Genomic DNA, 25292 nt, shown 5'->3' on the forward strand with positions numbered 1-25292 from the left:
TACCGATGAAAAAAATTATAATTCCCATAAGTGCCTTATTCATTACCGGTTGGGTACAAGCGCAGCTCAATACAACAGAAAACTATGTGTACAGCAAAACCTACCTTGATTATAACGGAACCACGCTAATAAAAACTGCAGAATCTGTGCAGTATTTCGATGGGTTGGGAAGACCCAAGCAGATTGTCAATATCAAAGCTTCACCTTTAAGTAAGGATATTGTCACCAAAATAACCTACGACCAGTTCGGAAGACAGACCTTAGACTACCTTCCCGTTCCCCAAACCGGAACACAGAACGGAGGAATCTATACCGATCCATTAGCTAATGTCACAAGCACTCCTTACGGAACCGAAAAGATCTATGCCGAAAAACAACTGGAAAACTCTCCATTGGATAGAATTCTGAGCCAAAAGCAGGTTGGTAATGCCTGGAACGATAAACCTGTGCAATTCGGTTATGATGCTAATGCCGATGGAGAAGTAAAAAAATACATAACGACCCTCGATCAGGTGACCTTTAAATCTTCCCTTCCTACTTCTGCCACGTATTACGGAGCCAATCAGCTTTTTAAAAATACCGTAACCGATGAAGACGGGAACAAAACCATAGAATTTAAGAACACTAAGGGACAGGTCATACTCGTAAGAAAGATGCTCACTGCCACTGAAAGTACCGATACCTATTATCTGTATAATGACTATGATCAGCTGGTGTATGTCATTCCTCCGCTGGCATCTGTGATAAGTACATTAGATCAGGCTGCTTTAGATAACCTGTGCTATCAATATATTTATGATGGCAGAAATCGATTGGTCGAAAAAAAACTTCCCGGAAAAGGCTGGGAATATATGGTGGATGATAAAGCAGATCGTTTGGTAGCTACACAAGACGCCAATTTAAGACTTACTTCAACATAGCTCGTTACCAAAATACGACAAATTTGGAAGAGTGGCTTATACAGGACTTATGCCCCTTGCTGGTAAAACACGTGAATGGCTGCAAGACATCACCAATCTTTATGTAATCACTGAAAATAGGGATGCACAGGGCTTTAGCATGAGCGGAATGCAGATTTATTATAGCAATAGTTTATATCAACAGATAGAAACCATACTGTCTGTCAATTACTATGATACCTATCCTGTAGGAAGCCCTTCTTTTACACCGGCCATTTCCAGTCAGAGTCCTGTATTGACAGATAATATGAACCTGGAGCTTCGTACAAAAGGTCTGCCGTTAGCATCCTATGTTAAAAACATAGAAGATGATAACTGGACAAAGAATTACAGCTATTACGATACAAGAGGAAGAATCATTGCCACCCATTCCATCAACCATTTAGGAGGCTATACCCAGACAGAATCCAGACTTGATTTTGCTGGATTAGCTCAGCAGACCATTACCCGTCACAAAAGACTTTCTACAGATACAGAAAGAGTAATTACTGAAACCTTTGAATACGACGCACAAAACAGGCTGAAAGTTCACAAACATAAAGTAGACTCTAACCCTGAAGAAATCTTAGCGCAGAATGAGTACAATGAGCTCTCTCAGCTAACCACAAAAAAAGTGGGAGGATCGTCTTTGGGAACCGGACTTCAGGATATTAATTACACTTACAATATCCGGGGCTGGATGACCCAGATCAATGATCCTGCTAATTTAGGAACGGACCTGTTTGGATATGCAATAAGATATACCAATCCTCAATATACCTCGCTTGCTTCCGCAAAATACAACGGAAACATTGCAGAAGTAGACTGGAAAACTTCGAAAGACGGAATCTTAAAAAAATATTCTTATCAGTATGATGGGCTGAACAGGTTGCTATCAGGTATCTATACAGAACCATTTTCTACAATACCTCAAAACAATTCTTATAATGAAACATTAAGCTATGATCTGAATGGAAACATTACCAGTCTGCAGAGAAACAGTTACTTAGAATATGTCGGATTACAGCAGATGGATAGTCTGACCTATACTTATACCGGAAACCAGCTTAATACAGTTACCGATTCCTCGTCCAATTATTTCGGGTATCCTGATTCGTCAGGAAATTTAATGCATTATGATCTTAATGGCAATATGACTGATCATGTAGATAAAGGTATTTTACAAATTAACTATAACCATCTGAATCTTCCAGACTATGTGAAATCTTTTACTGATATTGAAAAAACACTAAAAATATGTTTTGATTAATAATCTTTTCTATTTTTTTATTGATTCTAATCCTTTTTTTGTGTGTTCAATGCGAAGCGATCATAAATACTATTGATAATAACTAATATTTGAATTAGATAAACCTACAAAGCTGGCTGAGAATTGATTGTATGCTAAATTATTGTTTCCGTTTTTAAAAATCTTGATAGTGAAATTTATATATGTTATTATATTTCTTGCTAGTTTTGTAAGGTGGTTAAAGTAAAAAGAATAACGCCAAAAGATTTCAGGGGAGATTATATGCCTGAAATGTCGACTGATTTCCCGATATTAAAAACAGCTGTCCAGATTCATGATATTGGAAAAACATCAGGCTTTATTAAAGTGCCTACGCCTTTACACAGACCGGAATACAATTTTATTGTTCATGTTACCAAAGGTAATGCAAAACAGCAAGTAGATGCGGATTTAATATCAATAAAAGAACATGAAATCTTATTGGTAAGGCAGGGAAATGTAACTTCACTGAAGGAAGTAAGTCCAGATGTTGAAGGGCACATTATTTTATTTGAAGACCAGACGCTTAACCAAATCCTATCAAAGCAGGAACTTATCAAGCTGTTTTCAGTTAATAATATTATTCATTTATCGCAAGAAAATAGCATCTGGCTAACTTCCCTATTTGAACTTTTGAGTACTGAGTTTTATTCTCAAAATGCCAACTTAAACATTTGCTATTCACTTTTACAGGCTGGGCTTCAGAAAGTTTTCAGTTCAGGTTACGAACCAAAGAAAGGAGTCAACCGAAGTGCAGAAATTACTTTCAATTTTAAAGAATTGGTGTATAAACACTATATTGAACATAAAACAATTTTGTTTTACGCTGCTGAACTATCTGTTTCTGAAAATTATCTTCACAGGTGCATTAAAGAAACGATAGGTGAGAGCCCAAAAGAATGGATTAATAAAGTAAGTATTTTGCAAAGTCAATTGCTATTACAGGATTTAACCAAGAGCATTTCACAAATCGCTTTCGAACTTAATTATGGTGATCCCAGCTATTTTGGACGCCTGTTCAAGAAAATAAGTGGAGTAACACCTTCAGAATACAGAATGGCATTTATGCAGGATTTGTCCGAGTAAAGGTTGATTTAGTTTTAACGTATTTCTTGTTTTCAGACCACCTTTGTATTATTAAAATTCAAAGAAAATGCAAACATTGATTACGGTAAGAAATCCCATCAGGGAAAAGGTTAAAATAATTTTTCCTTTTAGACACAGCGCGATTGTCAAAAGATCCTGCCTTTGTATAATCGTTTCGGCTTTCTTCCTTTCAAACAAAAGCCAGGGCCAGATTATTCAGGATGTTGCTGGTATTGCTGTCACGGCTCATTCTAAAGCTGATTTTAAAGATGTTCCTCAGGAAAGTTCTCTGTCTGAGAATAAGTTCCAACTCAATTCTTATGACGCATGGGTAGCTATACCTCCTTTCAAAGTTGGTAAAACAAGCGTTGTTGGTAATCTGAACTATCGGATGATGGACTTCAATTATGACACAAATTCTATACAGGATCCCGGTCGTATTGAAAGAATTCACGAGGTAAAATCTGTATTTATCATTAGACATCCAATTTCCGAAAAGTGGTCGGTTTTAGGAATGGTCATGCCAACAATTGCATCCGACTTTAAAAAACCGCTTTCTTCTGATGATTTAATTCTAGATGGAATAATCGGAGTATCTAAGAAATTCGGTAGGGAGTCGAATCTTGAAATCGGATTCGGAGTTCATGTCTTACGTTCTTTTGGGGAGACTTTGGTGACTCCGGGAATATCAGTTGATTACCAAAGTACTGATAAAAAGTGGTTGGCTCAATTTTATTGGCCGAGGTTAAATGTCCTGTATAGTGTAAGTCCAAATACACAAATAGGTTTAGCCGGATCGATTGACTGGACACGCTTTAACCTGAAAAATTATAAAAACTATGATCTTAAAGAAGTCGATTATGCTCAGTTTTCTACCATTCATGGAGGTCTTCAGGTTCATCAGCGTTTAGTGGGTGGAATTTGGCTGCAAGCTCAGGCCGGAATGGGACTTTTTAATCGGTATGAATTGTTCGATATCAATCAAAAAACAGTCAATGATTTTTCTGTCTCCAACATGGCTTATGGGAAAGTTGCCATTACTTATCGTATTGGCAGAAAATAGACAGATAAAAATAGTGAAAACAATTATTTTCAGTTTCGTGACCATACAGTGTATTAGGTGCTTTCAAGATCTGAAAATTAAGTGAATCAAACCCAATTTTATAATCAAATTCCAATTATAGTTTTATGAACACTACCAATTCTCTCGAATCAGCTTTTAACCTTCGAGACCTGATTACTGCAGCTCTGCCTGCTTATATTTTTCCAGCCTTAATGTCTTTTATATCTGGTTTTCTGCTTCAGAACAATAATCTTATGGCAGCCAGTTACAGCACCATTGGTTTGTCTTCCTTATTATCAACACTTTGTAGTTTTACCCTGCTTTGGCAGCTTGAGTTGAGACGAATATTAGTAAAAAACAAGTTAGTCAGATCTTTGTTGATCATTGTAATGATAATGGGTTTAGGAACCTTATGTGTATGGCTATTCAATTGGCACCACGAACGGTTTAATATTTTATTCAGTACATTTTTGGGTGCTGCAATATTCATCATTCGTGACCTTGTGAGCAAGCGTAACGGCTAAATTATTTATTGATAAAAACTCATCAACAAAACATCTCAAACTTAGAAAAAATGAAAAATAAACTAATTAGAATGCCCATAAAGAATAGGGATATTGAACGCTTAATCCATACTAAAAGAATCAATTTATTTCAATGAAAAAAGTAAAGCCAGTTATCGTTGTTTTTGGATGTACAGGTACCGTTGGAACTGCTGTGATGCAAGAGCTCAAGAGTCGGGATTGTATGGTAAGAGGTATTCTTCGAAATCCTGAAAGATCATATCCGGTACCATTGGATAAGACTCTATCGAATATAGCCTATGCAAGTGCCGATTTAAATTCTATTAACCAGCTTAAAGAAGTTTGCAAAGGGGCCGACGCTTTGTTTCTTTTAACAGCAACTGATCCCAATCAGGTAGAACATGAAATTAATGTTATTGATGCTGCAAGACAAACCGGCGTAAGACGAATCGTCAAATTATCGGCTCCCATAGTTACGAAGTCAAAGGTAGAGGTTAGTCAATGGCATAGCGCAATAGATCAGTACCTTTGGCAAAATATGGATGAATACTGCTGTCTTAGACCACATTCTTTTATGCAAAATTGGGAGCGAAATACTTTTACAATTCAGTATTTTGGGAAAATTTACGGAGCACTTGGTACAGCACGAAGAAATTATATCGATTGTCGTGATGTAGCTGAGATAGCCGTAAATTATTTGCTGACACCCGAAGAAATAAAAGAAAAGTCGGTGGTTCTTGCAGGTCCGCAAGCCATTAGTCATATAGAAATGGCGGCTAAATTATCGCATGTAACTGGTCGCACTATTGAATATGTAGATGTAACACCAGAAGAACTTTTTAACCAGCTAATGAACCGGGCAAAATTCCCTGTATGGCTGGCTAACCATATTGTTGAACTTGATGAGCTGGCCATAAAAATTCCTGAACCGGAAAGGGACAATATCACCAATTTACTGTCACGAAAGCCACGCATTATGGAAGAATATTTACAGGAAAACAGACATCTGTTTAAACGGAAACCATTGTGGAAGTTGTTGTTTTAAGCTTCTCTATGGCAATCTCATAAATATTTTGATATAGAGATTTTTTATAGGTAAAAAAAAGAGACAACTATTTAATAGTTGTCTCTTTAAGTGAGCGCGAAAGGATTCGAACCTTTGACCGTCTGCTTAGAAGGCAGATGCTCTATCCAGCTGAGCTACGCACCCATTATAATTTTGAGAAAATTATGAAAACTGTCGGGGCGGCAGGATTCGAACCTGCGACCTCCTGGTCCCAAACCAGGCGCGATGACCGGACTACGCTACGCCCCGAAAGATATATAGAAAAGCGGAGGGTAAGGGATTCGAACCCTTGCGACACTTTCGCGTCGACAGTTTAGCAAACTGCTCCGTTAACCACTCCGGCAACCCTCCTGTTTATCTTATTTTTTGATGATCGTTGTTCTGTTATTGCGAGTGCAAATATAGAATAGATTTCTTTATTTACCAAATATTTTTCAAGAAAAATTTGTGTATTTTTACGCTAATAAACGACTAAAAAAGTAAACGAATGCGTAAAACATTATATATCATCGGCTTAAGTTTTTTTGTTTTTTCATGCACCTCACAGAAAAATGTGAAACAAAATGCTTCGCGCAATAACAAACAGGTTGTACAGCCAAAAACTCCGGTTGCAAAGACCCCTAATGAGAAGCCAAAACCTCAGATTACGCATGAAGGAGGAGTAGATTTTTTCACAACCAATATTGCTGATGCGACTAAAAATAACAATACGATAAGCTATGGTTCGATTGTGTCGGCAAAACCAGCCGGATATAAAGTGGTAAAAACGTATTTTCCTGCGGTAGGACAGAATTTCAGACAACGTTATTTGATTCTCCACTATACCGCTTTGCCGGATGATAAGTCGATTACGGTTCTTACGCAGCAGGAAGTAAGCGCGCACTATCTTGTCAATAATACCGGAGACAATGAGATTTACCAATTGGTAGACGAGAACAAACGTGCTTATCATGCAGGAGTAAGCTCTTGGAGAAGTGACAAAAATCTGAATGACACTTCCATAGGCATAGAAATTGTGAATGCAGGGTTCAGAACAGATACTACAAAGACCAGAGTATTTGCAGCTTTTAGTGATGACCAGGTAAAAAAAGTAGCTGCATTGGCTAAAGATATTATTACAAGATATCAGATTCCTGCTACCAATGTATTGGCTCATTCCGATATTGCTCCTACGAGAAAACAAGATCCAGGACCGCTTTTCCCTTGGAAAAAATTATATGATGAATACCAGATCGGAATGTGGTATGATGAAGCGGCTAAACAGACTTTCCTTACCCAGGCACAGGTAGATTTTACGACAAGATATAATGAACCTGCCTTTATTTTTATGATCCAGACAGCCTTGCAGAAATTTGGGTATGGACTTGAGCTTACCGGAGCATGGGATGATGCTACGAAAAAAACAATTGAAGCTTTCCAGTATCATTTCAGACCTCAGAAATACGACGGGATCATGGATGCCGAAACATGGGCAACTTTACAGGCATTAAATCAAAAATATCCGATAAAATAAGTAATTTTGAAGTGCATCTTAATGATGCATTTTTTTGAATCAATACATTAAGTCTTTAAATACTATTTTAATGGAAAATTACAGAAAGGAAAGCGATCTTTTAGGCGAATTAAATGTGCCGATAAACGCTTACTATGGTGTACAAACTCAAAGAGCAATAGATAACTTTAAGATTTCCGGACAGCTGCTGTCTTCCTATCCTGAATTTATAAAAGGATTGGCCTTTGTGAAAAAAGCAGCGGCTAAAACCAATTATGAGCTTGGTCTTTTGAATGAGAACCTGTATTTTAAAATTGCTGAAACCTGTGATGAGCTTATTAACGGAGAACTGCACGAACAGTTTCCGGTAGATATGATCCAGGGTGGAGCAGGAACTTCAATCAATATGAATGCGAATGAAGTGATTGCGAACAGAGTATTGGAAAAACTTGGAAAAAATAAAGGAGAATATGAATTCTGTTCTCCGAATGACCATATTAATCTTTCTCAGTCTACCAACGATGCCTATCCTACGGCAATCAAAATGGGATTGCTGCAGATGAACGATACTCTGGTAGGAAAACTTATCAAAATTGTTGAAGCGTTTCGTGAAAAAGGAAGAGAATTTCAGGACGTTATCAAAATGGGACGTACCCAGCTTCAGGATGCAGTTCCGATGACACTAGGGCAGGAGTTTGAAGCTTTTGCTGCTACTTTGGAAGAAGATATTTCCAAGCTGAATAACAATGCAAACCTTTTCGTAGAAGTGAACATGGGAGCAACCGCTATCGGAACAGGAATTAATGCTCCTTTAGGGTATGCAACCCTTTGTGCTAAGAATTTAGCTGAAATTACAGGTTTCCCTGTTGTGTCTGCTCCGGATTTGGTAGAAGCAACTCCTGATACGGGTTCTTATGTCATTTATTCTTCAGCAATGAAACGTCTTGCGGTAAAATTATCTAAAATCTGTAACGACTTAAGATTATTATCTTCAGGACCAAGAGCCGGACTTTCTGAAATCAATCTGCCTCCAATGCAGCCCGGATCATCTATCATGCCTGGAAAAGTGAACCCTGTGATTCCGGAAGTGGTAAACCAGGTTTGTTTTAAAGTTTTCGGAAACGATCTTACGGTAACTTTCGCAGCAGAAGCGGGACAGTTGCAATTAAATGTAATGGAACCGGTACTTTCACACGCTATTATGGAAAATATCCATTTCCTGAGCAATGCATTAGACACCCTGCGTGAAAAATGTATCGTAGGAATCACAGCGAATAAAGAAGTTTGTCTGAATATGGTAAAACACAGCATCGGTATTGTGACGGCACTGAATCCTTATATCGGGTACAAGCAATCTACCCAGATCGCAAAAGAAGCCTTGCAAACAGGAAAAAGCGTATATAATTTAGTACTGGAAAAAGGACTGCTTTCCCAGGAAAAGCTGGATGAGATTCTTGATCCTAAAAATATGCTGAAACCCCACAATAAATAAATACAAATGATGAGTAATAAATGATAGCAGATACAAATCGATATCGTTTATTACTTATCATCCATCATTGATAAAAATACCTTTTGAAGTTTTTAATTATCATCCCTGCGCATAATGAAGAAGCGCATTTGTCATTTACCTTAGAATCTTTACAACAGCAGAGTTTTAAAGATTTTAAAGTAGTAGTCGTTAATGACGGTTCTACAGATACAACGCCTGATGTAATCAAACGTTTTACAGACGCAGACTCGCGTTTTGAAACCATTAATCTTCAGAAGTCTGCTCATCAACCCGGTTCAAAAGTGGTTGCGGCTTTTAAAAATGGCTTAAATACCCAAAACCCTGAAGAATTTGAGATAATCTGTAAATTTGATGCAGATATTATTCTTCCTGAAAACTATCTTCAGACCATACATGATGCCTTTCAGAATAACCCGAAATATGGTTTGGTTGGAGGATTACTCTATGTAGAGAAGAACGGAAACTGGATATATGAAGGGAATTCCAATAAAAACCACGTTCGTGGACCGATGAAAGCCTACAGAAAAGAATGCTTTGACGCGATGGGCGGATTGAGGGAAACGTTAGGGTGGGATAATATTGATGCCATTTTGCTTGAAAATTTAGGCTGGAAAGAAGTGGTTTTGCAGCAACTCCAGGTAAAGCTATTAAAAGTAAAAGGAAGTGATTATATCATAAAGCCGGCAGATTATTATGGCAGATACTTTTATTTCTTAGGATTGAACAGGTTTCTTGCCTATGTCGCCTCATCAAAAGAAGCGATGAAAAATAAATCCTTATCATTCTTCATACAAATCGTTAAAGCTTATGAAAGGTGTCGTTCCCAACGATTAGAACTTAAAATTTCAAAAGACGAACAAAAAGCAATTAATGGCCAGCGTTGGAGTGCTTTAAAAAAGAAATGGTTGAAAATTTGAAAAAGATCGCCTACATAGAAATTGATACCCATGCTGAAATTGCACAGGATTTTCTGGACTTGATGCAGGATTCTGAAAACTTTGCAGTAGATTATTACTTTTCTGAAAAGATTAAAAAACAAATCCGGGCAGATAAAGAAAACGTTTTCCTTTCAGACAGTTCGATGATTATGGAACAGCTGAAAGCTAAAAAATATGATCTGGTTATTGTAGGAACTGTTCATAGGTATTTCAATACTTTTCAAACAATTGCTGAGAAATACAACACGGCTTTTATTGTTCATAATATCAATTTTACAAGTCTTTCAAAATTCAGTCTGTTCAAAAATATTTTTAAAGAAGATCTTGTTTACAGGATAAAATTATGGTGGAAAGAAGGGCTTTTTAGTAGTTCTGCAGCGTATAAAAAGACAAAGACATTGTTGGTGTTGGATGAAGCATTCCGTTCCGAAAAATATAAATTTTTACCACTTTTCTATACCAAAGATTTTGAAAAACCATCAGATTCAAAATTAGTGATCGTTATTCCGGGAGGGGTATCCCAGAAAAGAAGAGACTATAAAAGAGTTTTTTCTAAAATAAAAAAAATAGAGAAGAGCGCTAAAGAAGGAAGTATTCTGGAAAAATTAATTGAATTTGTCTTTTTAGGAAAAGCGAAAGGATCAGAATTAAAAGAAATAACAGATTTGGAGCGGTCCCTGGAATATGTTACGATTCAATATTTCCCGGAAAGGGTTTCTTCAGAAGATTTTAATGAATGGATGCAGAAAGCCAACGTTTTGTGGTGTCCGATTCAGCAAGAAACAGAATTTTTCAGTCATAAAGAAATCTACGGAATAACTAAAATGACAGGAAATCTTGGTGATGCCATCAAATTCGGAAAATGGGCTGTTTTTCCGCGTAATTACCCTTCAAAATCAGACTTTATTATTCCCGAAGAAGAAAATGTTGTTGAGCAGTTTAAAAGACTTAAAAACACATCGTATGACTTTCAGGAAAAATATAACAGGAAATCCGTTCAGGAAAATCTTGAAAATACTTTAATGGGTTTAATTTCTATTTAAACTTAAAAATACTTTTGATAAAGTTTTTGTTCAGATAATCTTCGATCGGGAAAACTTTTGTGAAATAGTTTCCGATAAAAATCAATATCAGAACCACTGCCGGTTTATAAATTAAATTGATGAAATTGTTGCTGAAATTAGGCAAAACAATCGCTACCGTAATGGCTAAAGTGCAGATGATGGAAACAAAGATCATTTCTATCGTTAACGGAGATACTTTGAAAACAATATAATTGAAGATAATTTTCACCACATTGTATGTCGTTAAAGAAATAGCCGTAGATAAAGCAATTCCGACCAGTTTCAGTTCCGTGTTTTTAATAAAATAAAAATTCAAACTGATCGTTAAGCCCGCCAATAAGAGCATCACCAGAATATTGAAACGGTAGTATTTTGAGAGCGAAATGATGTTTCCGTTGAACCCTGTTGCCAGATCCACTAAAACGGCAGAACCCCAGATCCAGATCACCGGTTCGTACATTCTCAGCATGACCCCGTTTTTAGGCATAAACTGCGTGAGATACGGGAAACCTACCATAATGCAGGAAAACAATACGGCTCCTAAAAAATATAAAGTAAGAGAAGTCTTTTTATGAAATCTGTCGAGTCCTTCCATATCACCATCCGCAAGATGCTGACTGATAATAGGTGCTGAAATATTGAATAATCCAAGCTGCGGAATCGAGATGAGCGAAATCAGGGCATACAGAACAGAATAAATCCCGTTTTCTTCCATCCCCATAAATTCACCGATCATAAAGCTGTTGATGGCAAGATAATTTCCGAAAGTTCCTAGAAATCCAAAGAAACTGTAGTTCATAAATTCTTTCCAGAAACCGTCTTTTTTGAAATAATCGGTGCTGAGATCAAAATTGATCTTCTGAAGCTTATTGGTATAATAAATATATCCGAAAAGCATGAGGGCAAAGATCCCGAAGAAAAATGCCAGCGCGATATTCTGGGAAAAAGAAAAGTAAAAGAAAAGGCAGAAAGCCCCCAGATTGGCGATCTTAGGAAAAAGATTGTCAAAAATATTGGAAACTACAATTCTTTTAAAATTGGAAATATATTTATTGAAAATCGCACAGAGCGACAACACTAAAATTAAGGGTAAGATAATGTCTTTTATTTTCCAGGCTTCCGAATGCAGGAATTTTGGATAAAAATAAGGAAGAGCGAAAAATACAATGCAAAAGATGAGAAAATTAATCAGGATGCTCACAAGCGACAGGGACAGCATATTCTGAGTTTTTCCGTCTTTTTGTAAAGAATGAAAAAATTTCACATTCGCGTAAGAAATTCCAAAAACAACGAAAGGCACGAGCATCTCTGCAGTCTGCATGCTGTAGCGAAGCTTCCCGTAAAATTCAAAATCATTTGGAAAAATAAAAAGTGCCGAAACCGTCCCCAGTAAAAAACCAATATACCCGATAATGGAATATTTGAAGCCCTGTCTTGCTACTAAACTCATAGGTTTTCTTATTGGGTTTTAGGGGTGAAAATGATGTTATTAATGTATTCGGTCTTGTTTTTTTCATTAGTGCTGTTTTTCAGTAAAACCTCTTCGGTGAGTTCTTCCAGCTTAAAGTTTTTTCTGTTCAGGTATTTTACATCAAATCCCCATGAAGCTACTTCAGCAATTTCATTCCAGATAGGAGTGTTGTGATGTCTTTGCTCCATTTCTACCATGAGCGTGGGCTGAAATTTTTGTATGGTTTCTTTAGCTCCGTTCAGGGTTTTCATTTCATTGCCTTCAACATCTATTTTGATAAAATCCAGCTTGGTGATGGCTTCTTTTTTTGTCCAGTCATCCAGTTTGATAACTTCTACCTTTTCGGTATAGCTTTTTTCTTCACCTTTTTCTTTATAGGACGTATTTAGCGTTCCGCGGGAAGCAATCATTTTGCCATTAATAATGGGAACTTTAAATTCAGCTGTGGTATTTTCGTCAGAAAGTGCTACTGAGTGGATGTGCATTGACGGAAACAGTCTTTTTAATCTGATATTCAGCTTTTTATTAGGCTCAAAACCATAAATATTCTGAGGTTTCAATTTGTCTTCCAGTTGATACAAAAACGTCCCTACATTGGCTCCAATATCAAAAATGACTGCATTTTCGGGAAGATACTCCTTGATCCAGACCAGTTCGGGTTCCACATTGCGTGTAGAAAAGTTTTCTTTGGTAAGCTTGTGTAAGCTTTTGAAGTACCTTCTTTTGTAAAAGCTCGGACTGATATATTGAAGATTTTCCGCAATCCTTTGGTATAAAGACATTAGTGTAGGTTTAGACGAAATGCAAAGATACACAAAAATGTTAAATGGATGTTAAAAAAAAATAATTCTATTGTGTTGATTATCAGTATTTAATTTGCTTTTATATTCTCAAAATCAGGGTTTGGTTTATAATTGAATCAGAATGGAATTTAAAGTTTTATAAAAAAGGAGCATTGAGAAAATCATTCAGAGGTTTCGTCAATTTAAAGATCTTTGCCAGGTTTTTCGCGGCATCATTTTTCAGGATTTCTTCGTCTTTCAGGTAATATACCACGATGAAATTCTTTAATTTTAAAAACTCTGCCATCGGATCGTCTTTTTCAAAACCCTGTGGGATTTTTTTGAGCTTGTCATCCTGATCCAGTTCTGGAAAATGCTTTTTGAATTCTTTATTGTTCAGAATTGCCAGAAACTCATTTCTATACAATGAAATCTCCTTTCGGAGTTCTTTTAAAACCGAAGATTCCGGCATGTAAATTCCCCCTGCAATAAAAGATTTTCCGGGTTCTAAATGAAGGTAATACCCTCCTTTTTGGCTTCCTTTTCCCATTCCCAAAGACGCTCCGAAATTGGTCTTGTAAGGAATTTTATCTTTAGAGAATCTTGTATCTCTGTAAATTCTGAATAATGATTTTTTGGCATCAATTTTAGCCAATTCTTCATCAAATTCAGACATTTCTTTAAGCAGATCTTCCAAAAAGGCAATGACGTTTTGCTGGGACTCTGTGTAAAGGTTTTTATTTTCTGTAAACCATTCGCGGTTATTATTTTTATTGAGCTTTTTTAAAAATCCGAAAACTTCAGGAGAAATTGCTGCCATTGGTGGAAAGTTTATATTTTAAAATTTGTGTAGACTGTTTTTTGATACCAGTAATGGTATCGGTCTTTTATTCAAAATTACAAAAACTATTCATATCTCAGTGCTTCAATCGGATCAAGTTTTGAAGCTTTCAAGGCTGGATAATATCCGAAAAATACGCCCGTAATCGCACAGACGATAAAGGATACAATAATTGACGACTCGGTAATGAAAGTAGGCCAGGAAAGAAAAATAGTAACCAGTTCTGAAGCCAGAACTCCGAGCAGGACACCGAGAATTCCACCGGTAACACTGATCATAATGGCTTCAATTAAAAACTGATACAAAATGTCCTTTCCTCTTGCTCCGATCGACATTCTCAATCCGATTTCTTTGGTTCTTTCTGTTACGGAAACATACATGATGTTCATAATTCCGATTCCGCCGACAATGAGTGAAATTCCTGCAATAGCGGATAAAAGTACGGTCAGAAGCTGACTTGTGGAGCTCATGGTAGAAATCAGTTCTGCCTGAGTTCTCACCGAAAAATCATCATTGCTCCCGTCTTCTGGAAGTTTATGTTGTTTTCTTAGAATTTCGGAAACCTCATCTGTAGCCTGTGCAGAAGTATTTTCGCTGGATGAGGAAGCGTAAATAGTCTGAACATAGGTAATTCCTAAAAATCTTCTCTGAACCGTATTGAAAGGAGCCAGGATCACGTCATCCTGATCCTGTCCAAATGCGTTTGAACCTTTTGAAGCCAAAACACCAATCACCTTCATCGGAACTTTATTAAATCGGATAATGCTTCCGACGGGATCTTCACCATTGGGAAACAAATTTGTGACAACAGTCTGTCCAAGCAGGCAGACTTTATTGGATGAGCTGACATCTTTTCTGGTAAACAGTGATCCTTCTGAGATTCCCCAATCCCTGATGCTGAAATATTCTTCATTGACTCCCTGAAGCTGTGTGGGCCAGTTGTTAGGTCCGCTGATCGCCTGTCCGTTGGTCTGAACCGCAGGAGAAACATAAGAAACATCGGGAGCGCCTTTGGCAATGGCATCTGCATCCTGAGTTTTTAGAGTCTGTAAGCCTGTAGCACCTATTCTTGCTCCGCCTGAAACATTGACATTACTCGATGGCCGGATTGTGACCATATTTGAACCCATGGATGAAAGCTGATCACTGATGCTTTTTTTGGATCCTTCTCCGATGGCGGTCATAGCAATAACCGAAGCTACCCCAATAATGATTCCGAGCATCGTAAGAAATGCCCGAAGTTTGTTTCTTAAAAGTGCTTTCCAGGCAATTCTGAAGAGATTTGAAAGATTCATTTAGATTCAGTTTGGGGTTAATAATCATTTATAATCATCATTTTTAGGAAGGTTTTCTAAAGCTTCCCGTGCCGATTTTATATCTTCATTTTTAATGTCTTTAATGACTTTTCCGTCTCTTAAAGTAACTGTGCGGCTGCTGAATGTGGCAATATCCGGTTCGTGGGTTACAAAAACGATCGTACTTCCCTGATTATTTAAATCCTGCATTAAAGCCATGATTTCATAAGATGTTCTGGTATCTAGGTTTCCTGTAGCTTCATCCGCCAGAATCATGACAGGTTCATTCACTAAAGCTCTTGCAATAGCAACTCTTTGTTGCTGCCCTCCCGACATCTGATTGGGCAAATGGTCGATTCTGCTTTCCAGTTTTACGGCAGCCAGCGCTTTTAGAGATCTTTCGTGTCTTTCCTCAGAAGATATTTTCGAATTGTATAAAAGAGGAAGTTCTACATTTTCTTTGGCAGTTGTTCTGGGTAAAAGATTGTAAGATTGGAAAACAAAGCCTATTTTTTTGTTTCTTAAAACAGCCAGCTCATCACGATCCAGATTTTTGATATTGATGCCGTCAAGAAGGTAATCACCGCTGGAAGGCTTATCAAGACAGCCAATAATATTCAGGAGTGTAGATTTTCCCGAACCACTGCTTCCCATAATAGTTACGAATTCACCTTTTTCTACGGTAAATGTTACGCCTTTCAGAGCGTGAACGATTTCGTCCCCCATTCTAAACTCTCTTTTCAGATCGTGTATTTCGAGAATTTTGTCAGCCATGGTTTCTTTTTATTATTGAAAATGTTTTATGTGTCAAATCACTAACCCCTTTTATCTGGGACCGCCGCCTCCAGTTCCGCCTTTGTTCCCTCCGCTATTTCCACTGCCTCGTCTCTGAGGCATAAACGGACTTTTTGCAGAGCCTCCTGAAGATTTTTTAGATAAATTTTTATATCCGGTAATGATATTGTCGTTTTTATTTAAACCGGAAATTACCTGGATTTCTGTGTCATTATCCATTCCTGTTCTTATCCGTTTCCGGGTGATAATACTGTCTTTTCCGATTACCCATACACTTGCTTGATTATTGCTTTCATTGCCGGACTGTGCATTTTTCTCTTGGTTATTTTCTCCTTTTTTACCCTTTTTACCTTTTGCAAAAGGAGCATTGAGCTTATATTTTTTAATGACCAGACTGTCAGGTCTGAAGCTGGTTGCTGATGCCGGAATTTTCATCACATTTTCTAATACCTGCGTATAAATCGTAATATTAGCGGTCATTCCCGGTTTTAATTTTAAACTTGAATTGTCAGCATTGATCATTGTTGTATAGTTAACAACATTCGAAGAAACGGTAGGTTGAAGCCTCACTTCCGAAACATTCCCGTTGAAAGTCTCGTTGGGAAAAGCATCAACAGTAAATGTTGCTTTTTGCCCGACTTTTACATTTCCGATATCCGCTTCGTCCACCGACGCCCGAATCTGCATTTTGGTTAAATCTTTCGCAATACTGAAAAGGGTAGGAGTACTGAAACTCGATGCAACGGTTTGTCCTTCGCTTACATTTCGGTTCAAAACGGTGCCGTCTATCGGAGAGTAAATATTAGTTAGGGATAAATTTTTATTGGCAGTAGAAAGCTGGGCGTTCACAGAATTGACTTGGGCTTTTGCTACATTGATCTGGTTTTGTGCCACATCGTAATCTGCTTTACTGATTGCCCCTACTTTGTACAATTGCGACTGACGGTTGAAGTTGATTTCATTATATGCCAGGTTGCTTTTTGCGTTCTGAAGATTGGCATTGATCTGCTCTGTCTGATATTTCAGTAAATCAGGGTCTAACGTAGCCAGAAGCTGTCCTTTTTTCACGGTAGAATTAAAATCAACATAGATGTTTTTAATGATTCCCGAAACTTGTGTACCAACTGCAACGGTATCAACAGGCTGTACTTTTCCGGTTGCTGTGATGGAGTTTGAAATTTCACCCATTTCCGGCTGTACGGTTTCTAGCTTAATTTTCACCTCTTCTTCTCTGATGAAAAAATACCAGATTGCACCCAATACAATGATACCACCAGTGATCCAATACAGCCATTTTTTATTTTTTGCTTTCATAGTTTACTTGATATTTATTGGGTTTCCTGCGTAAAATTCGTAGATCTGTTTATTGAGAACTGCAGAATACTTTACCTGCAGATAATTTTGTATAGATTGAATATAAGCCAGCCTTTGCTGTTGGAGCTGTACATAGTCGATGCTTCCGATTTTCATCTGGGCATTTACAATGTCATAGCTTTGTTTGTTAAGATTCATCTGCTTGGAAGCGGATTCATATTGTGAAAGCGAATTTTGAAGATTGATATAGGATTGTTCAACTTGTTGATTGAGAAGGGTCTTCGTATTTAATAAATCCAGATTCGCCTGCTCAATTTCAATTTTAGATTTTTCAATAGCTGTTTTGTAGATCCTGTTGTTGTAGATGGGAATTCCCAAACTTAATCCAATAGGTAGATAAAAGTTATTCCCTAACTGACTGAAATAATTTCCGTTGTTGTAGTTATAGTTGGTTGAAATATTTCCGGTTAAATTTAAAGTAGGCAATATAGAAGCCTGAGTCATTTTTAAATTCGTATTGGAATTTTCAATATTCAATTCTCCGTATTTAACTTCCGGACGTTGGTTTTGAGCTAAATTCTGAACTTCTGATAGAGATTTTAGATTTTCATCCACTGCTATATTTTCGGGCTTTACAATTTGAAAATCATAATTGGAGGGAAGCTGTAAAATTTGTTTAAGATTTACAATGTTTGTTCTTAAGTTGTTTTGGGCGGCAATCAGATTATATTCATCCTGTGCAACCTGTGCCTGTATCTGCAGATAATTCAATTTTGAAATATTTCCGGCTTTATAAAACTGGTCTCCCTGCTTCAGCTGGGTTTGTGTCGTTTTTAAAATTTCTTCAAGAGCAATAATATTTTCTTCTGTCATTAAAATATTGAGATAAGCCTGAGTGATGCTGAGTGTAATATTATTCTGCGCTTCCAGAACTGACAGATCGGCCATCTGAACCAGCAGGTTTTTTGAAGATTCATTATTTCTAATGTAGCCTGCGTGGTATAAAGTCATGGAAGAATTGGCGCCGATGCTTTGAGATTGTGCACTGTTTATATGAAGTCCGTCGTTTCCGTTCAATGCAAACAGGCCTTGAGAAACTGTTCCGCTTAAGTTGGGGTATTTTGCTTCTTTTGCCTGAAGAAGATCCTGTTCTGCTGAGTTTTTTGACAGTCTTAAGGAATTAATGGAAATGTTATTCTCTTTTGCGTATTCAATGCAGTTTTCCAGTGTCCAGCTAGAAGGATAATTTTTAGTTTGTGCGAATATTTCGAGCGTTTTGATAAGAAGGATCAAAAAGAAAAATTTGCATTTCATAGCTTATTTTTTTGAAAATTCATAAATAACACAGAAAAACTAATTCGAATTTAATAAAAAAAAATAATGCTTGATAGTTTTTTAACACAAGACCTGTTTTTTTATGGTAAATTTTTTAAAAATTAAGAAAATGTTAAAGGATTCTGAATTAAAGTTTAAATATTTAAAACTTTGTTCAAAAACAAATCAAATATTTATTGTATCTTTGCAGAAATTTTATAATATTTAATGAATTTATTTACGGAAACCAATTTAAGTCCTGATATTCTTAAGGCAATTGGCGAACTGGGTTACGAAAGCCCGACAGAAATCCAAAAACAGACTATCCCTTTTATTCTTTCAGATATTCGCGATTTGATCGCACTTGCGCAGACAGGGACAGGCAAAACAGCAGCGTTTTCGCTTCCGATTTTGGATATGATTGACGATACGAGTCGCAAAATCCAACTATTGGTGCTTTGTCCGACACGAGAATTATGTCTTCAGATTACAAAAGACATAAAAAACTATTCCAAATACATGAAAGACATCAAAACTACAGCAGTTTATGGTGGAAGTAGTATTATGGAACAAATGAGATCTTTGAAGGATAAACCACAAATTATTGTAGGAACTCCGGGAAGAGTGATCGACTTGATTAACAGAAAAGCATTAGATTTTTCTGCAATTCATTGGCTGGTTTTAGACGAAGCTGATGAAATGCTTTCAATGGGTTTCAAAGACGAATTGGAAACTATTTTAAGCGAAACTCCTGAAACAAAACAAACTTTCTTATTCTCGGCAACGATGAGTAAAGAGGTGGAGAGAATTTCTAAAAATTATTTGACAAAACCTCACAGAATTTCTGTTGGTTCGATTAACGAAGTTAAAAAGAACATTAAACACGAATACTATGTGGCAGGATACCGTCAGAAAAAAGAAGCATTGAAAAGATTGATTGATTCTAACCCGAATCAGTATTCAATTATTTTCTGCAGAACGAGAATGGAAACTCAGGAAGTTGCTGATTTCCTGATGCAGAATGGATATGCAGCAGATGCTCTTCATGGTGACCTTTCCCAGGCGCAGAGAGATACGGTAATGAAGAAGTTCAGATTGAAGAACATTGATATTTTAGTAGCAACAGACGTTGCGGCAAGAGGATTGGATGTGAATTCACTGACGCACGTTATTCATTATTCTTTACCTGATGATCCGGAAGTGTTCGTTCACAGAAGTGGTAGAACAGGTAGAGCAGGAAAAGACGGTATTTCAATTTCTCTGATTAAGCCTGAAGAAAGCAGAAAGCTAAAACAGATAAAATCAGTTACCAAAATTGATATTAATGAGGCTAAAATCCCTACAGGAGAAGAAGTGATCAAAGCTCAGGTAGGTGGTGTTTTTGAAAGCCTTTTTGAAGTACACGAAGATTTCTTTGAATTTGATGATGCTTTAATCCCTGATTTATCAGCGTTTACAAAAGAAGAGTTGGTTCACAAATTACTTCAGTTCCAGTTGAAAGATATTGCTCTTTACTATAAAGACAGACATGATCTTATGGAGCAGAGACTAAACAGCAGAGATGATGACGGAGGATCACGAAGAGACAGAAGAGATCGTGACAGAGACAGAGGAAGAGATCGTGAGAGAGGTGAGAGAAACGACAGAGATCGTGGAGCAAAACCAAGAAGAAGAAACGAAAATATGGTGAGATTCTTCTTTAATCTGGGTAAAAAAGACCAGCTTAAAAAATTAGATGTTCTGGATATTATCAATAAGGCAACATCTAATGGGAAAAGTAAGAAAAGAGCGGAAATTGGTGATATTGAAATTTTAGAAAAATTCTCTTTCTTCGAGGTTGAAAAAACATTCAAAGACAATGTTCTGAGTAATATTGGTTCTATGAAGTTCAAAGGAAAAGAAATGAGAGCTGAAGTGGCAAACTAAACGCTTTTAAGATAATGAAAACCGGCTGTAGGCCGGTTTTTTTATTTAATAATTATATGTTAACCCAATGTTAACAAAACTTAACGTTGTACTCTTTCAGGTAAGGTGGTTTTTTAAGAAATTTGCACACGAATTATAAAAACTTAAAAATGGGAATTGGTAATATTTTCCACGCTTTTCAACCAAAAGATAAAATCTTCTTTGTGCTTTTCGAAAAAGTAACAGAAAACCTTGTAGCAATGTCTGAGGAATTCAACCACGGAATCAAAGACTTCGATCTTAACGACGATTCTATGTTGAAAAAGATGAGCGATTATGAACACAAAAATGATGAGCTTACTCACGAAATCTTCGTAGAACTAGGGAAAAATTTCATTACTCCATTCGACAGAGAAGATATTCACACTTTAGCAACGGGATTAGACGATATCGCAGATTATATCTACGCTTCTACAAAATATATCTTCTTGTACAAATCGCCGGAAATGAAGGCGTATTCAGACTTCTCTTTATTGATTCACAAAGCATGTCTTGAAATTCAGAATGCGATGAAAAACCTTAAGGGTTTCAAAAATATGGAGCAGGTAAAAGAAGCTTGTATCAAAGTAAACTCTATTGAAAACATTGCAGACGATTTGTTATCAAATTCTATGGTAGAATTGTTCGAAACAAACGATGCCATCAATATTATCAAAGTTTCATCTGTACTTAATTATCTTGAAGTAGTAACTGACAAAGCAGAAGATGTTGCCAACACAATTGAGAACATCATGATTAAATACGCTTAATTAATAATTATAATTAAACAATGGAATTTCCGATTTTACTTATAGTTATTATTGCTCTGGCTTTAATATTTGATTACATCAACGGTTTTCATGATGCAGCCAATTCAATTGCGACTATTGTTTCTACAAAAGTTTTAACTCCTTTCCAGGCTGTACTTTGGGCAGCACTTTGGAACTTTGCGGCTTTCTTTATTGCTGCTTATATCATTGGAGAATTTAAAATTGGTAATACAATTGCCAAAACGGTTAACGAAAATTTTATCACCCTTGAAGTTATCTTTTCAGGTCTTGTTGCGGCAATTGCCTGGAATCTTTTAACATGGTGGTTTGGTATTCCTTCATCATCTTCACATACCTTAATCGGTGGTTTTCTTGGGGCTGCTTTAATGCATGCTTTCATGATGGATTATCACTCTGTTACTGCGGCACAGCCGGATTTAGGATTCTGGGGAACGATTAAAGAAGCCTTTAATCAGGTGACTCATCAAAGTGTAGTTAAATTTGATAAGGTAATTCCTATTTTCCTGTTCATTTTCATGGCTCCGATTATAGGAATGGTGATTTCAATTATCATCACTTTAATTATCGTTCACCTTTACAAAAGATCAAATCCTCATAAAGCGGATAAATCTTTCAAAAGATTACAGTTGGGTTCTTCAGCTTTATTCAGCTTAGGACACGGTTTGAATGACGCTCAGAAAGTAATGGGTATTATTGGTGCAGCAGTGATTTATTATCATGTTAATATGCTTCATGATACAGAATACCTAAATGTAGCTTCGGCTGATCGTTTTGATTATTTTGCACAGCATTACATATGGGTACCTTTAGTATCATTCTTAGCTATTGGTTTAGGAACAATGAGCGGAGGCTGGAAAATTATCAAAACTATGGGAACGAAGATTACGAAAGTAACTTCACTAGAAGGAGTGAGTGCTGAAACTGCAGGTGCAATTACCTTGTTCATTACAGACCATTTCGGTATTCCTGTTTCTACAACCCATACCATTACAGGTTCTATCATCGGGGTTGGATTAACGAAAAGAATTTCTGCTGTAAGATGGGGAATTACGGTAAGTCTTCTTTGGGCTTGGGTTTTAACCATTCCAATTTCGGCAATTGTAGCAGGAATTACTTATCTGGTGGTGACATTTTTATCTTAAAATCAAAAATTTAAAATATAATTAAACTTTGCTCATCCGGGCAAAGTTTTTTGTTTTATAAAGCCTTAGAAAATCGTATTTTTGCTCAAATTATTAGAATTTATGGAATTTTTAGACAGATACCAACAGATTGTTGCTGATGCTATTCAAAAGTATACTTTCAAAGATAAGCCTGCAGAATTATATGACCCGATGAATTACATCATTTCACATGGTGGAAAACGTCTTCGTCCGATTATGGTTTTAATGGCGTGCGATTTATTTGGAGGTGATTTGAAAGAAGCAATAAAACCTGCTTTGGCTATTGAGTTTTTCCATAATTTTACACTGATCCATGATGATATTATGGATGAAGCTCCTTTGAGAAGAAATAAACCTACAATTCATACGTTACACGGGATCAATACAGGTATTCTTTCAGGAGACGGACTGATGCTGAAAGCCTATAAGTTCTTCGAAGATCTTGAACCTGAAATTTTCAAAGCATGTCTCAGAATTTTCACTCATACTGGTTTGCTTTTATGCGAAGGTCAGCAATATGACATCAATTTTGAAACCCAGGAAAATGTAACTTTTGATGACTATATCAGAATGATTACTTATAAAACTGGAGTGTTGAGTGCTTCTTCATTTGAAATCGGAGCGTTGATTGCAAAAGCTAATTTTAAAGATGCTAAAGCGATTTTCAACTTCGGAAAGCATATCGGGATTGCCTTCCAGATTATGGATGATTATTTGGATGTTTTTGGAGATCAGGCACAATTCGGTAAAAAGCATGCAGGAGATATCTATGAAAATAAAAAGACCGTTCTTTATTTGATGGCGAGAGAGCACGCAACAGAAGAAGAGAGAAAAGAACTGGATTACTGGTACTCTAAAAAGACAGATAATGTTGATAAAGTATATGGAGTGGAGAAGATTTTCAGAAGAACAAAAGTAGATGAAAAAGCACTTCGCCTGATCGAAAAACATAACGAAATCGGACAGAGCTATCTTCAGAAGATCAATATTCCGGAAGAAAAGAAAAAACCGTTTGCAGAATTGGCGAATTACTTATTAAGAAGAGAAAGCTAAATCAGGTAATAGATTTTAGGTTGGAGGTAGCATTTTCCTACAACCTAAAATTTGCGACCTGCCATCTATACAATGAAATTCAGGACAGAAGTTGACATTAAAGAATCAGAGAAGAAGATTGAAGTTGAAGATAAAATATTTTCAATAGGTTCTTGTTTTGCTTCCGAAATGTCAGATTTGTTTCAGCAAGGTCAGTTGCAGACGGTCAACAATCCTTTTGGAACTATTTTTAATCCCTTTTCAATCCATAACGCCATTAAAAGGCTACATGATGCAGGATTTTATGAAGAAGAGGAATTAATAACCTTTAATGACGAATTTATTTCTCTGGATCATCATACAAGCTTCGATACAAGATATATTCATCAGACGCTGGATAAAATCAATAGTAAAATTGAAGATGGAAATTCTTTTCTTCAGAATTCCAACTGGATTATTATCACGTACGGAACTTCGTTTATTTATGAATTTATTCCGAAGCAAAAACTGGTAGCTAATTGCCATAAAATTCCGCAAAAATTCTTTGAAAAAAGGCTGCTTACTCATCAGGAACTCACAGATTCTATCTACAATACGATCTTAGATTTGAAAGATATCTGTAAAGAGGATGTTCAGATTTTATTTACGGTTTCACCCGTTCGTCATACAAAAGACGGAATGATTGAAAATCAATTAAGTAAATCAAAACTAATTACAGCGATTCATGAAGTTATTCCACAGTTTGAAAACTGTCATTATCTTCCTGTTTATGAAATTTTGATGGATGATCTCAGGGATTACCGTTTTTATAAAGAAGATATGATCCATCCTAACAGTCAGGCGGTTAATTATATTTTTGAGAAATTTGGAGGGGCTTATTTTTCTGAAATGACAAAAGATTTTATTAAAGAGAATTTTAAAATTAATAAAGCTTTAGAGCACAGAACAGATGATGAAAAAGATCCTAAATATATTGAGTTTAAGGAAAAACTGAATCAAAGAATTGAAGTTCAGAGACAAAAAGTAAAACATTCAATCTTCTCCAATGATTGATTTCACTACCATTGATTATTTAAAAGAAGGAAACGAGAGACAAAAAAAAGCTTACGAAGTTCTTTTAAAGTATAAAATATTCGAAAAGTTAAGTAATTATTCACCGCTTTTAGCCGGAACTGTTCCTATTGGAATTGATATTGAGGGAAGTGATCTGGATATTATTTGTGAGGTTGATCCTAGATTTGAGGAAGATTTTTTGGACATTATAATGTTTAGTAAGCTTATTCCCGGAGGGGGCGACGTTAAAGTAGAATATCCAATTTTAAACGGTGAAAAATGTATCACCCTAAATTTTATATTGGAAGATTTTCCCATCGAAATTTTCGGACAAAATAAGCCATCAATTGACCAAAACGCTTATCGTCACATGATTACTGAACACAAAATATTACAGGAAAAAGGCAAAGATTTTAAACAAAAAATAATAGAATTAAAGAAAAAAGGAATTAAAACAGAACCAGCTTTCGGAATGTTGTTGGGTTTGGAAAATCCTTATGAAGATCTATTAAAATATTAGAGACA

23 protein-coding genes and 3 tRNA genes are annotated in these 25292 nt (G+C 36.4%); 15 read left to right on the top strand and 11 right to left on the bottom strand.

The window, feature by feature from the left end; genetic code table 11:
* The first annotated feature begins 5 nt into the window (after positions 1 to 5).
* From P0Y62_18355 to P0Y62_18370, 4 genes are all read left to right on the top strand, one after another.
* The gene (locus P0Y62_18355; GenBank protein ID WEK69760.1) at positions 6 to 920 is read left to right on the top strand and encodes a DUF6443 domain-containing protein; all 915 of its coding nucleotides are present in this window, start codon (positions 6 to 8) and stop codon (positions 918 to 920) included.
* A gap of 31 nt (positions 921 to 951) precedes the next feature.
* Positions 952 to 2208, top strand: coding sequence for a hypothetical protein (locus P0Y62_18360; protein ID WEK69761.1), 1257 nt, complete (start codon positions 952 to 954; stop codon positions 2206 to 2208).
* A gap of 213 nt (positions 2209 to 2421) precedes the next feature.
* Positions 2422 to 3312: a helix-turn-helix domain-containing protein gene (locus tag P0Y62_18365; protein ID WEK69762.1), complete on the top strand. Its 891-nt coding sequence runs from the start codon at positions 2422 to 2424 to the stop codon at positions 3310 to 3312.
* A 67-nt stretch (positions 3313 to 3379) separates the two neighbouring features.
* The gene (locus P0Y62_18370) at positions 3380 to 4375 is read left to right on the top strand and encodes a DUF6268 family outer membrane beta-barrel protein (protein ID WEK69763.1); all 996 of its coding nucleotides are present in this window, start codon (positions 3380 to 3382) and stop codon (positions 4373 to 4375) included.
* A 265-nt stretch (positions 4376 to 4640) separates the two neighbouring features.
* Here P0Y62_18370 and P0Y62_18375 read toward each other — a convergent pair whose 3' ends face one another.
* The gene (locus P0Y62_18375; GenBank protein WEK69764.1) at positions 4641 to 4868 is read right to left on the bottom strand and encodes a hypothetical protein; all 228 of its coding nucleotides are present in this window, start codon (positions 4866 to 4868) and stop codon (positions 4641 to 4643) included.
* 164 nt (positions 4869 to 5032) lie between these two features.
* Here P0Y62_18375 and P0Y62_18380 point away from each other — a divergent pair, with 164 nt between their 5' ends.
* Positions 5033 to 5944 (top strand): NAD(P)H-binding protein, encoded by a 912-nt coding sequence (locus P0Y62_18380; protein ID WEK69765.1) that lies wholly within the window; start codon positions 5033 to 5035, stop codon positions 5942 to 5944.
* 91 nt (positions 5945 to 6035) lie between these two features.
* On the opposite strand, the gene P0Y62_18385 is transcribed toward P0Y62_18380, so the two are convergent.
* From P0Y62_18385 to P0Y62_18395, 3 genes are all read right to left on the bottom strand, one after another.
* Positions 6036 to 6109: transfer RNA gene (locus P0Y62_18385), tRNA-Arg, on the bottom strand.
* 30 nt (positions 6110 to 6139) lie between these two features.
* Positions 6140 to 6214 (bottom strand) — tRNA-Pro (locus P0Y62_18390).
* Between the two features lie 17 nt (positions 6215 to 6231).
* Positions 6232 to 6316 (bottom strand) — tRNA-Ser (locus tag P0Y62_18395).
* 136 nt (positions 6317 to 6452) lie between these two features.
* On the opposite strand from P0Y62_18395, the gene P0Y62_18400 reads away from it, so the two are divergent.
* The 4 genes from P0Y62_18400 to P0Y62_18415 all read left to right on the top strand — a co-directional run bounded on the left by P0Y62_18400 (position 6453) and on the right by P0Y62_18415 (position 10951).
* Positions 6453 to 7478 (top strand): N-acetylmuramoyl-L-alanine amidase, encoded by a 1026-nt coding sequence (locus P0Y62_18400; protein WEK69766.1) that lies wholly within the window; start codon positions 6453 to 6455, stop codon positions 7476 to 7478.
* A 70-nt stretch (positions 7479 to 7548) separates the two neighbouring features.
* Positions 7549 to 8949, top strand: a complete 1401-nt coding sequence (aspA, locus tag P0Y62_18405) for an aspartate ammonia-lyase (GenBank protein WEK69767.1) — start codon at positions 7549 to 7551, stop codon at positions 8947 to 8949.
* Positions 8950 to 9032: 83 nt separating this feature from the next.
* Positions 9033 to 9887 carry a glycosyltransferase family 2 protein gene (locus P0Y62_18410; GenBank protein ID WEK69768.1) on the top strand — a complete coding sequence of 285 codons (855 nt, stop codon included), beginning with the start codon at positions 9033 to 9035 and terminating at the stop codon, positions 9885 to 9887.
* Entirely contained in the window at positions 9884 to 10951 is a 1068-nt protein-coding gene (locus P0Y62_18415; GenBank protein ID WEK69769.1) for a hypothetical protein, read from the top strand. Before P0Y62_18410 ends, P0Y62_18415 begins: the two co-directional genes overlap by 4 nt.
* Here P0Y62_18415 and P0Y62_18420 read toward each other — a convergent pair.
* The 7 genes from P0Y62_18420 to P0Y62_18450 form a co-directional block, all read right to left on the bottom strand.
* A complete protein-coding gene (locus P0Y62_18420) occupies positions 10944 to 12422 on the bottom strand; it encodes a polysaccharide biosynthesis protein (GenBank protein WEK69770.1) in 1479 nt (492 codons plus the stop codon). The two genes, P0Y62_18415 and P0Y62_18420, sit on opposite strands and share 8 nt — an antisense overlap.
* An 8-nt stretch (positions 12423 to 12430) precedes the next feature.
* Entirely contained in the window at positions 12431 to 13225 is a 795-nt protein-coding gene (locus tag P0Y62_18425; protein WEK69771.1) for an FkbM family methyltransferase, read from the bottom strand.
* Positions 13226 to 13382: 157 nt separating this feature from the next.
* The gene (locus P0Y62_18430; protein WEK69772.1) at positions 13383 to 14045 is read right to left on the bottom strand and encodes a DUF2461 domain-containing protein; all 663 of its coding nucleotides are present in this window, start codon (positions 14043 to 14045) and stop codon (positions 13383 to 13385) included.
* 86 nt (positions 14046 to 14131) lie between these two features.
* Positions 14132 to 15361, bottom strand: a complete 1230-nt coding sequence (locus P0Y62_18435; GenBank protein ID WEK69773.1) for an ABC transporter permease — start codon at positions 15359 to 15361, stop codon at positions 14132 to 14134.
* A 24-nt stretch (positions 15362 to 15385) separates the two neighbouring features.
* Positions 15386 to 16135: an ABC transporter ATP-binding protein gene (locus tag P0Y62_18440; protein WEK69774.1), complete on the bottom strand. Its 750-nt coding sequence runs from the start codon at positions 16133 to 16135 to the stop codon at positions 15386 to 15388.
* A 51-nt stretch (positions 16136 to 16186) separates the two neighbouring features.
* Positions 16187 to 17470: an efflux RND transporter periplasmic adaptor subunit gene (locus P0Y62_18445; GenBank protein WEK69775.1), complete on the bottom strand. Its 1284-nt coding sequence runs from the start codon at positions 17468 to 17470 to the stop codon at positions 16187 to 16189.
* 3 nt (positions 17471 to 17473) lie between these two features.
* The gene (locus P0Y62_18450) at positions 17474 to 18784 is read right to left on the bottom strand and encodes a TolC family protein (GenBank protein WEK69776.1); all 1311 of its coding nucleotides are present in this window, start codon (positions 18782 to 18784) and stop codon (positions 17474 to 17476) included.
* 228 nt (positions 18785 to 19012) lie between these two features.
* Between P0Y62_18450 and P0Y62_18455 the strand changes: the two genes are divergently transcribed.
* From P0Y62_18455 to P0Y62_18480, 6 genes are all read left to right on the top strand, one after another.
* Positions 19013 to 20710, top strand: a complete 1698-nt coding sequence (locus P0Y62_18455; GenBank protein WEK69777.1) for a DEAD/DEAH box helicase — start codon at positions 19013 to 19015, stop codon at positions 20708 to 20710.
* A 149-nt stretch (positions 20711 to 20859) separates the two neighbouring features.
* Positions 20860 to 21498 carry a DUF47 family protein gene (locus P0Y62_18460; GenBank protein WEK69778.1) on the top strand — a complete coding sequence of 213 codons (639 nt, stop codon included), beginning with the start codon at positions 20860 to 20862 and terminating at the stop codon, positions 21496 to 21498.
* Positions 21499 to 21518: 20 nt separating this feature from the next.
* Positions 21519 to 22661, top strand: coding sequence for an inorganic phosphate transporter (locus P0Y62_18465; protein ID WEK69779.1), 1143 nt, complete (start codon positions 21519 to 21521; stop codon positions 22659 to 22661).
* Positions 22662 to 22763: 102 nt separating this feature from the next.
* Positions 22764 to 23735: a polyprenyl synthetase family protein gene (locus P0Y62_18470; protein ID WEK69780.1), complete on the top strand. Its 972-nt coding sequence runs from the start codon at positions 22764 to 22766 to the stop codon at positions 23733 to 23735.
* Positions 23736 to 23807: 72 nt separating this feature from the next.
* Positions 23808 to 24767: a GSCFA domain-containing protein gene (locus tag P0Y62_18475; GenBank protein WEK69781.1), complete on the top strand. Its 960-nt coding sequence runs from the start codon at positions 23808 to 23810 to the stop codon at positions 24765 to 24767.
* Positions 24760 to 25287, top strand: coding sequence for a DUF4269 domain-containing protein (locus tag P0Y62_18480; GenBank protein ID WEK69782.1), 528 nt, complete (start codon positions 24760 to 24762; stop codon positions 25285 to 25287). Before P0Y62_18475 ends, P0Y62_18480 begins: the two co-directional genes overlap by 8 nt.
* Positions 25288 to 25292: the final 5 nt, after the last annotated feature.

Origin of the sequence: Candidatus Chryseobacterium colombiense, assembly GCA_029203185.1 — a bacterium.
Taxonomy (GTDB): domain Bacteria; phylum Bacteroidota; class Bacteroidia; order Flavobacteriales; family Weeksellaceae; genus Chryseobacterium; species Chryseobacterium colombiense.

Bases quoted from the DNA above. Each gene is read 5' to 3' on its own strand.
- P0Y62_18450 (WEK69776.1), bottom strand. From the start codon at position 18,784: ATGAAATGCAAATTTTTCTTTTTGATCCTTCTTATCAAAACGCTCGAA.
- P0Y62_18460 (WEK69778.1), top strand. From the start codon at position 20,860: ATGGGAATTGGTAATATTTTCCACGCTTTTCAACCAAAAGATAAAATC.
- P0Y62_18445 (WEK69775.1), bottom strand. From the start codon at position 17,470: ATGAAAGCAAAAAATAAAAAATGGCTGTATTGGATCACTGGTGGTATC.
- P0Y62_18480 (WEK69782.1), top strand. From the start codon at position 24,760: ATGATTGATTTCACTACCATTGATTATTTAAAAGAAGGAAACGAGAGA.
- P0Y62_18400 (WEK69766.1), top strand. From the start codon at position 6,453: ATGCGTAAAACATTATATATCATCGGCTTAAGTTTTTTTGTTTTTTCA.
- P0Y62_18420 (WEK69770.1), bottom strand. From the start codon at position 12,422: ATGAGTTTAGTAGCAAGACAGGGCTTCAAATATTCCATTATCGGGTAT.
- P0Y62_18470 (WEK69780.1), top strand. From the start codon at position 22,764: ATGGAATTTTTAGACAGATACCAACAGATTGTTGCTGATGCTATTCAA.
- P0Y62_18475 (WEK69781.1), top strand. From the start codon at position 23,808: ATGAAATTCAGGACAGAAGTTGACATTAAAGAATCAGAGAAGAAGATT.
- P0Y62_18455 (WEK69777.1), top strand. From the start codon at position 19,013: ATGAATTTATTTACGGAAACCAATTTAAGTCCTGATATTCTTAAGGCA.
- P0Y62_18355 (WEK69760.1), top strand. From the start codon at position 6: ATGAAAAAAATTATAATTCCCATAAGTGCCTTATTCATTACCGGTTGG.
- P0Y62_18435 (WEK69773.1), bottom strand. From the start codon at position 15,361: ATGAATCTTTCAAATCTCTTCAGAATTGCCTGGAAAGCACTTTTAAGA.
- P0Y62_18380 (WEK69765.1), top strand. From the start codon at position 5,033: ATGAAAAAAGTAAAGCCAGTTATCGTTGTTTTTGGATGTACAGGTACC.
- aspA (WEK69767.1), top strand. From the start codon at position 7,549: ATGGAAAATTACAGAAAGGAAAGCGATCTTTTAGGCGAATTAAATGTG.
- P0Y62_18440 (WEK69774.1), bottom strand. From the start codon at position 16,135: ATGGCTGACAAAATTCTCGAAATACACGATCTGAAAAGAGAGTTTAGA.
- P0Y62_18375 (WEK69764.1), bottom strand. From the start codon at position 4,868: ATGATGAATATTGCAGCACCCAAAAATGTACTGAATAAAATATTAAAC.
- P0Y62_18425 (WEK69771.1), bottom strand. From the start codon at position 13,225: ATGTCTTTATACCAAAGGATTGCGGAAAATCTTCAATATATCAGTCCG.
- P0Y62_18430 (WEK69772.1), bottom strand. From the start codon at position 14,045: ATGGCAGCAATTTCTCCTGAAGTTTTCGGATTTTTAAAAAAGCTCAAT.
- P0Y62_18370 (WEK69763.1), top strand. From the start codon at position 3,380: ATGCAAACATTGATTACGGTAAGAAATCCCATCAGGGAAAAGGTTAAA.
- P0Y62_18465 (WEK69779.1), top strand. From the start codon at position 21,519: ATGGAATTTCCGATTTTACTTATAGTTATTATTGCTCTGGCTTTAATA.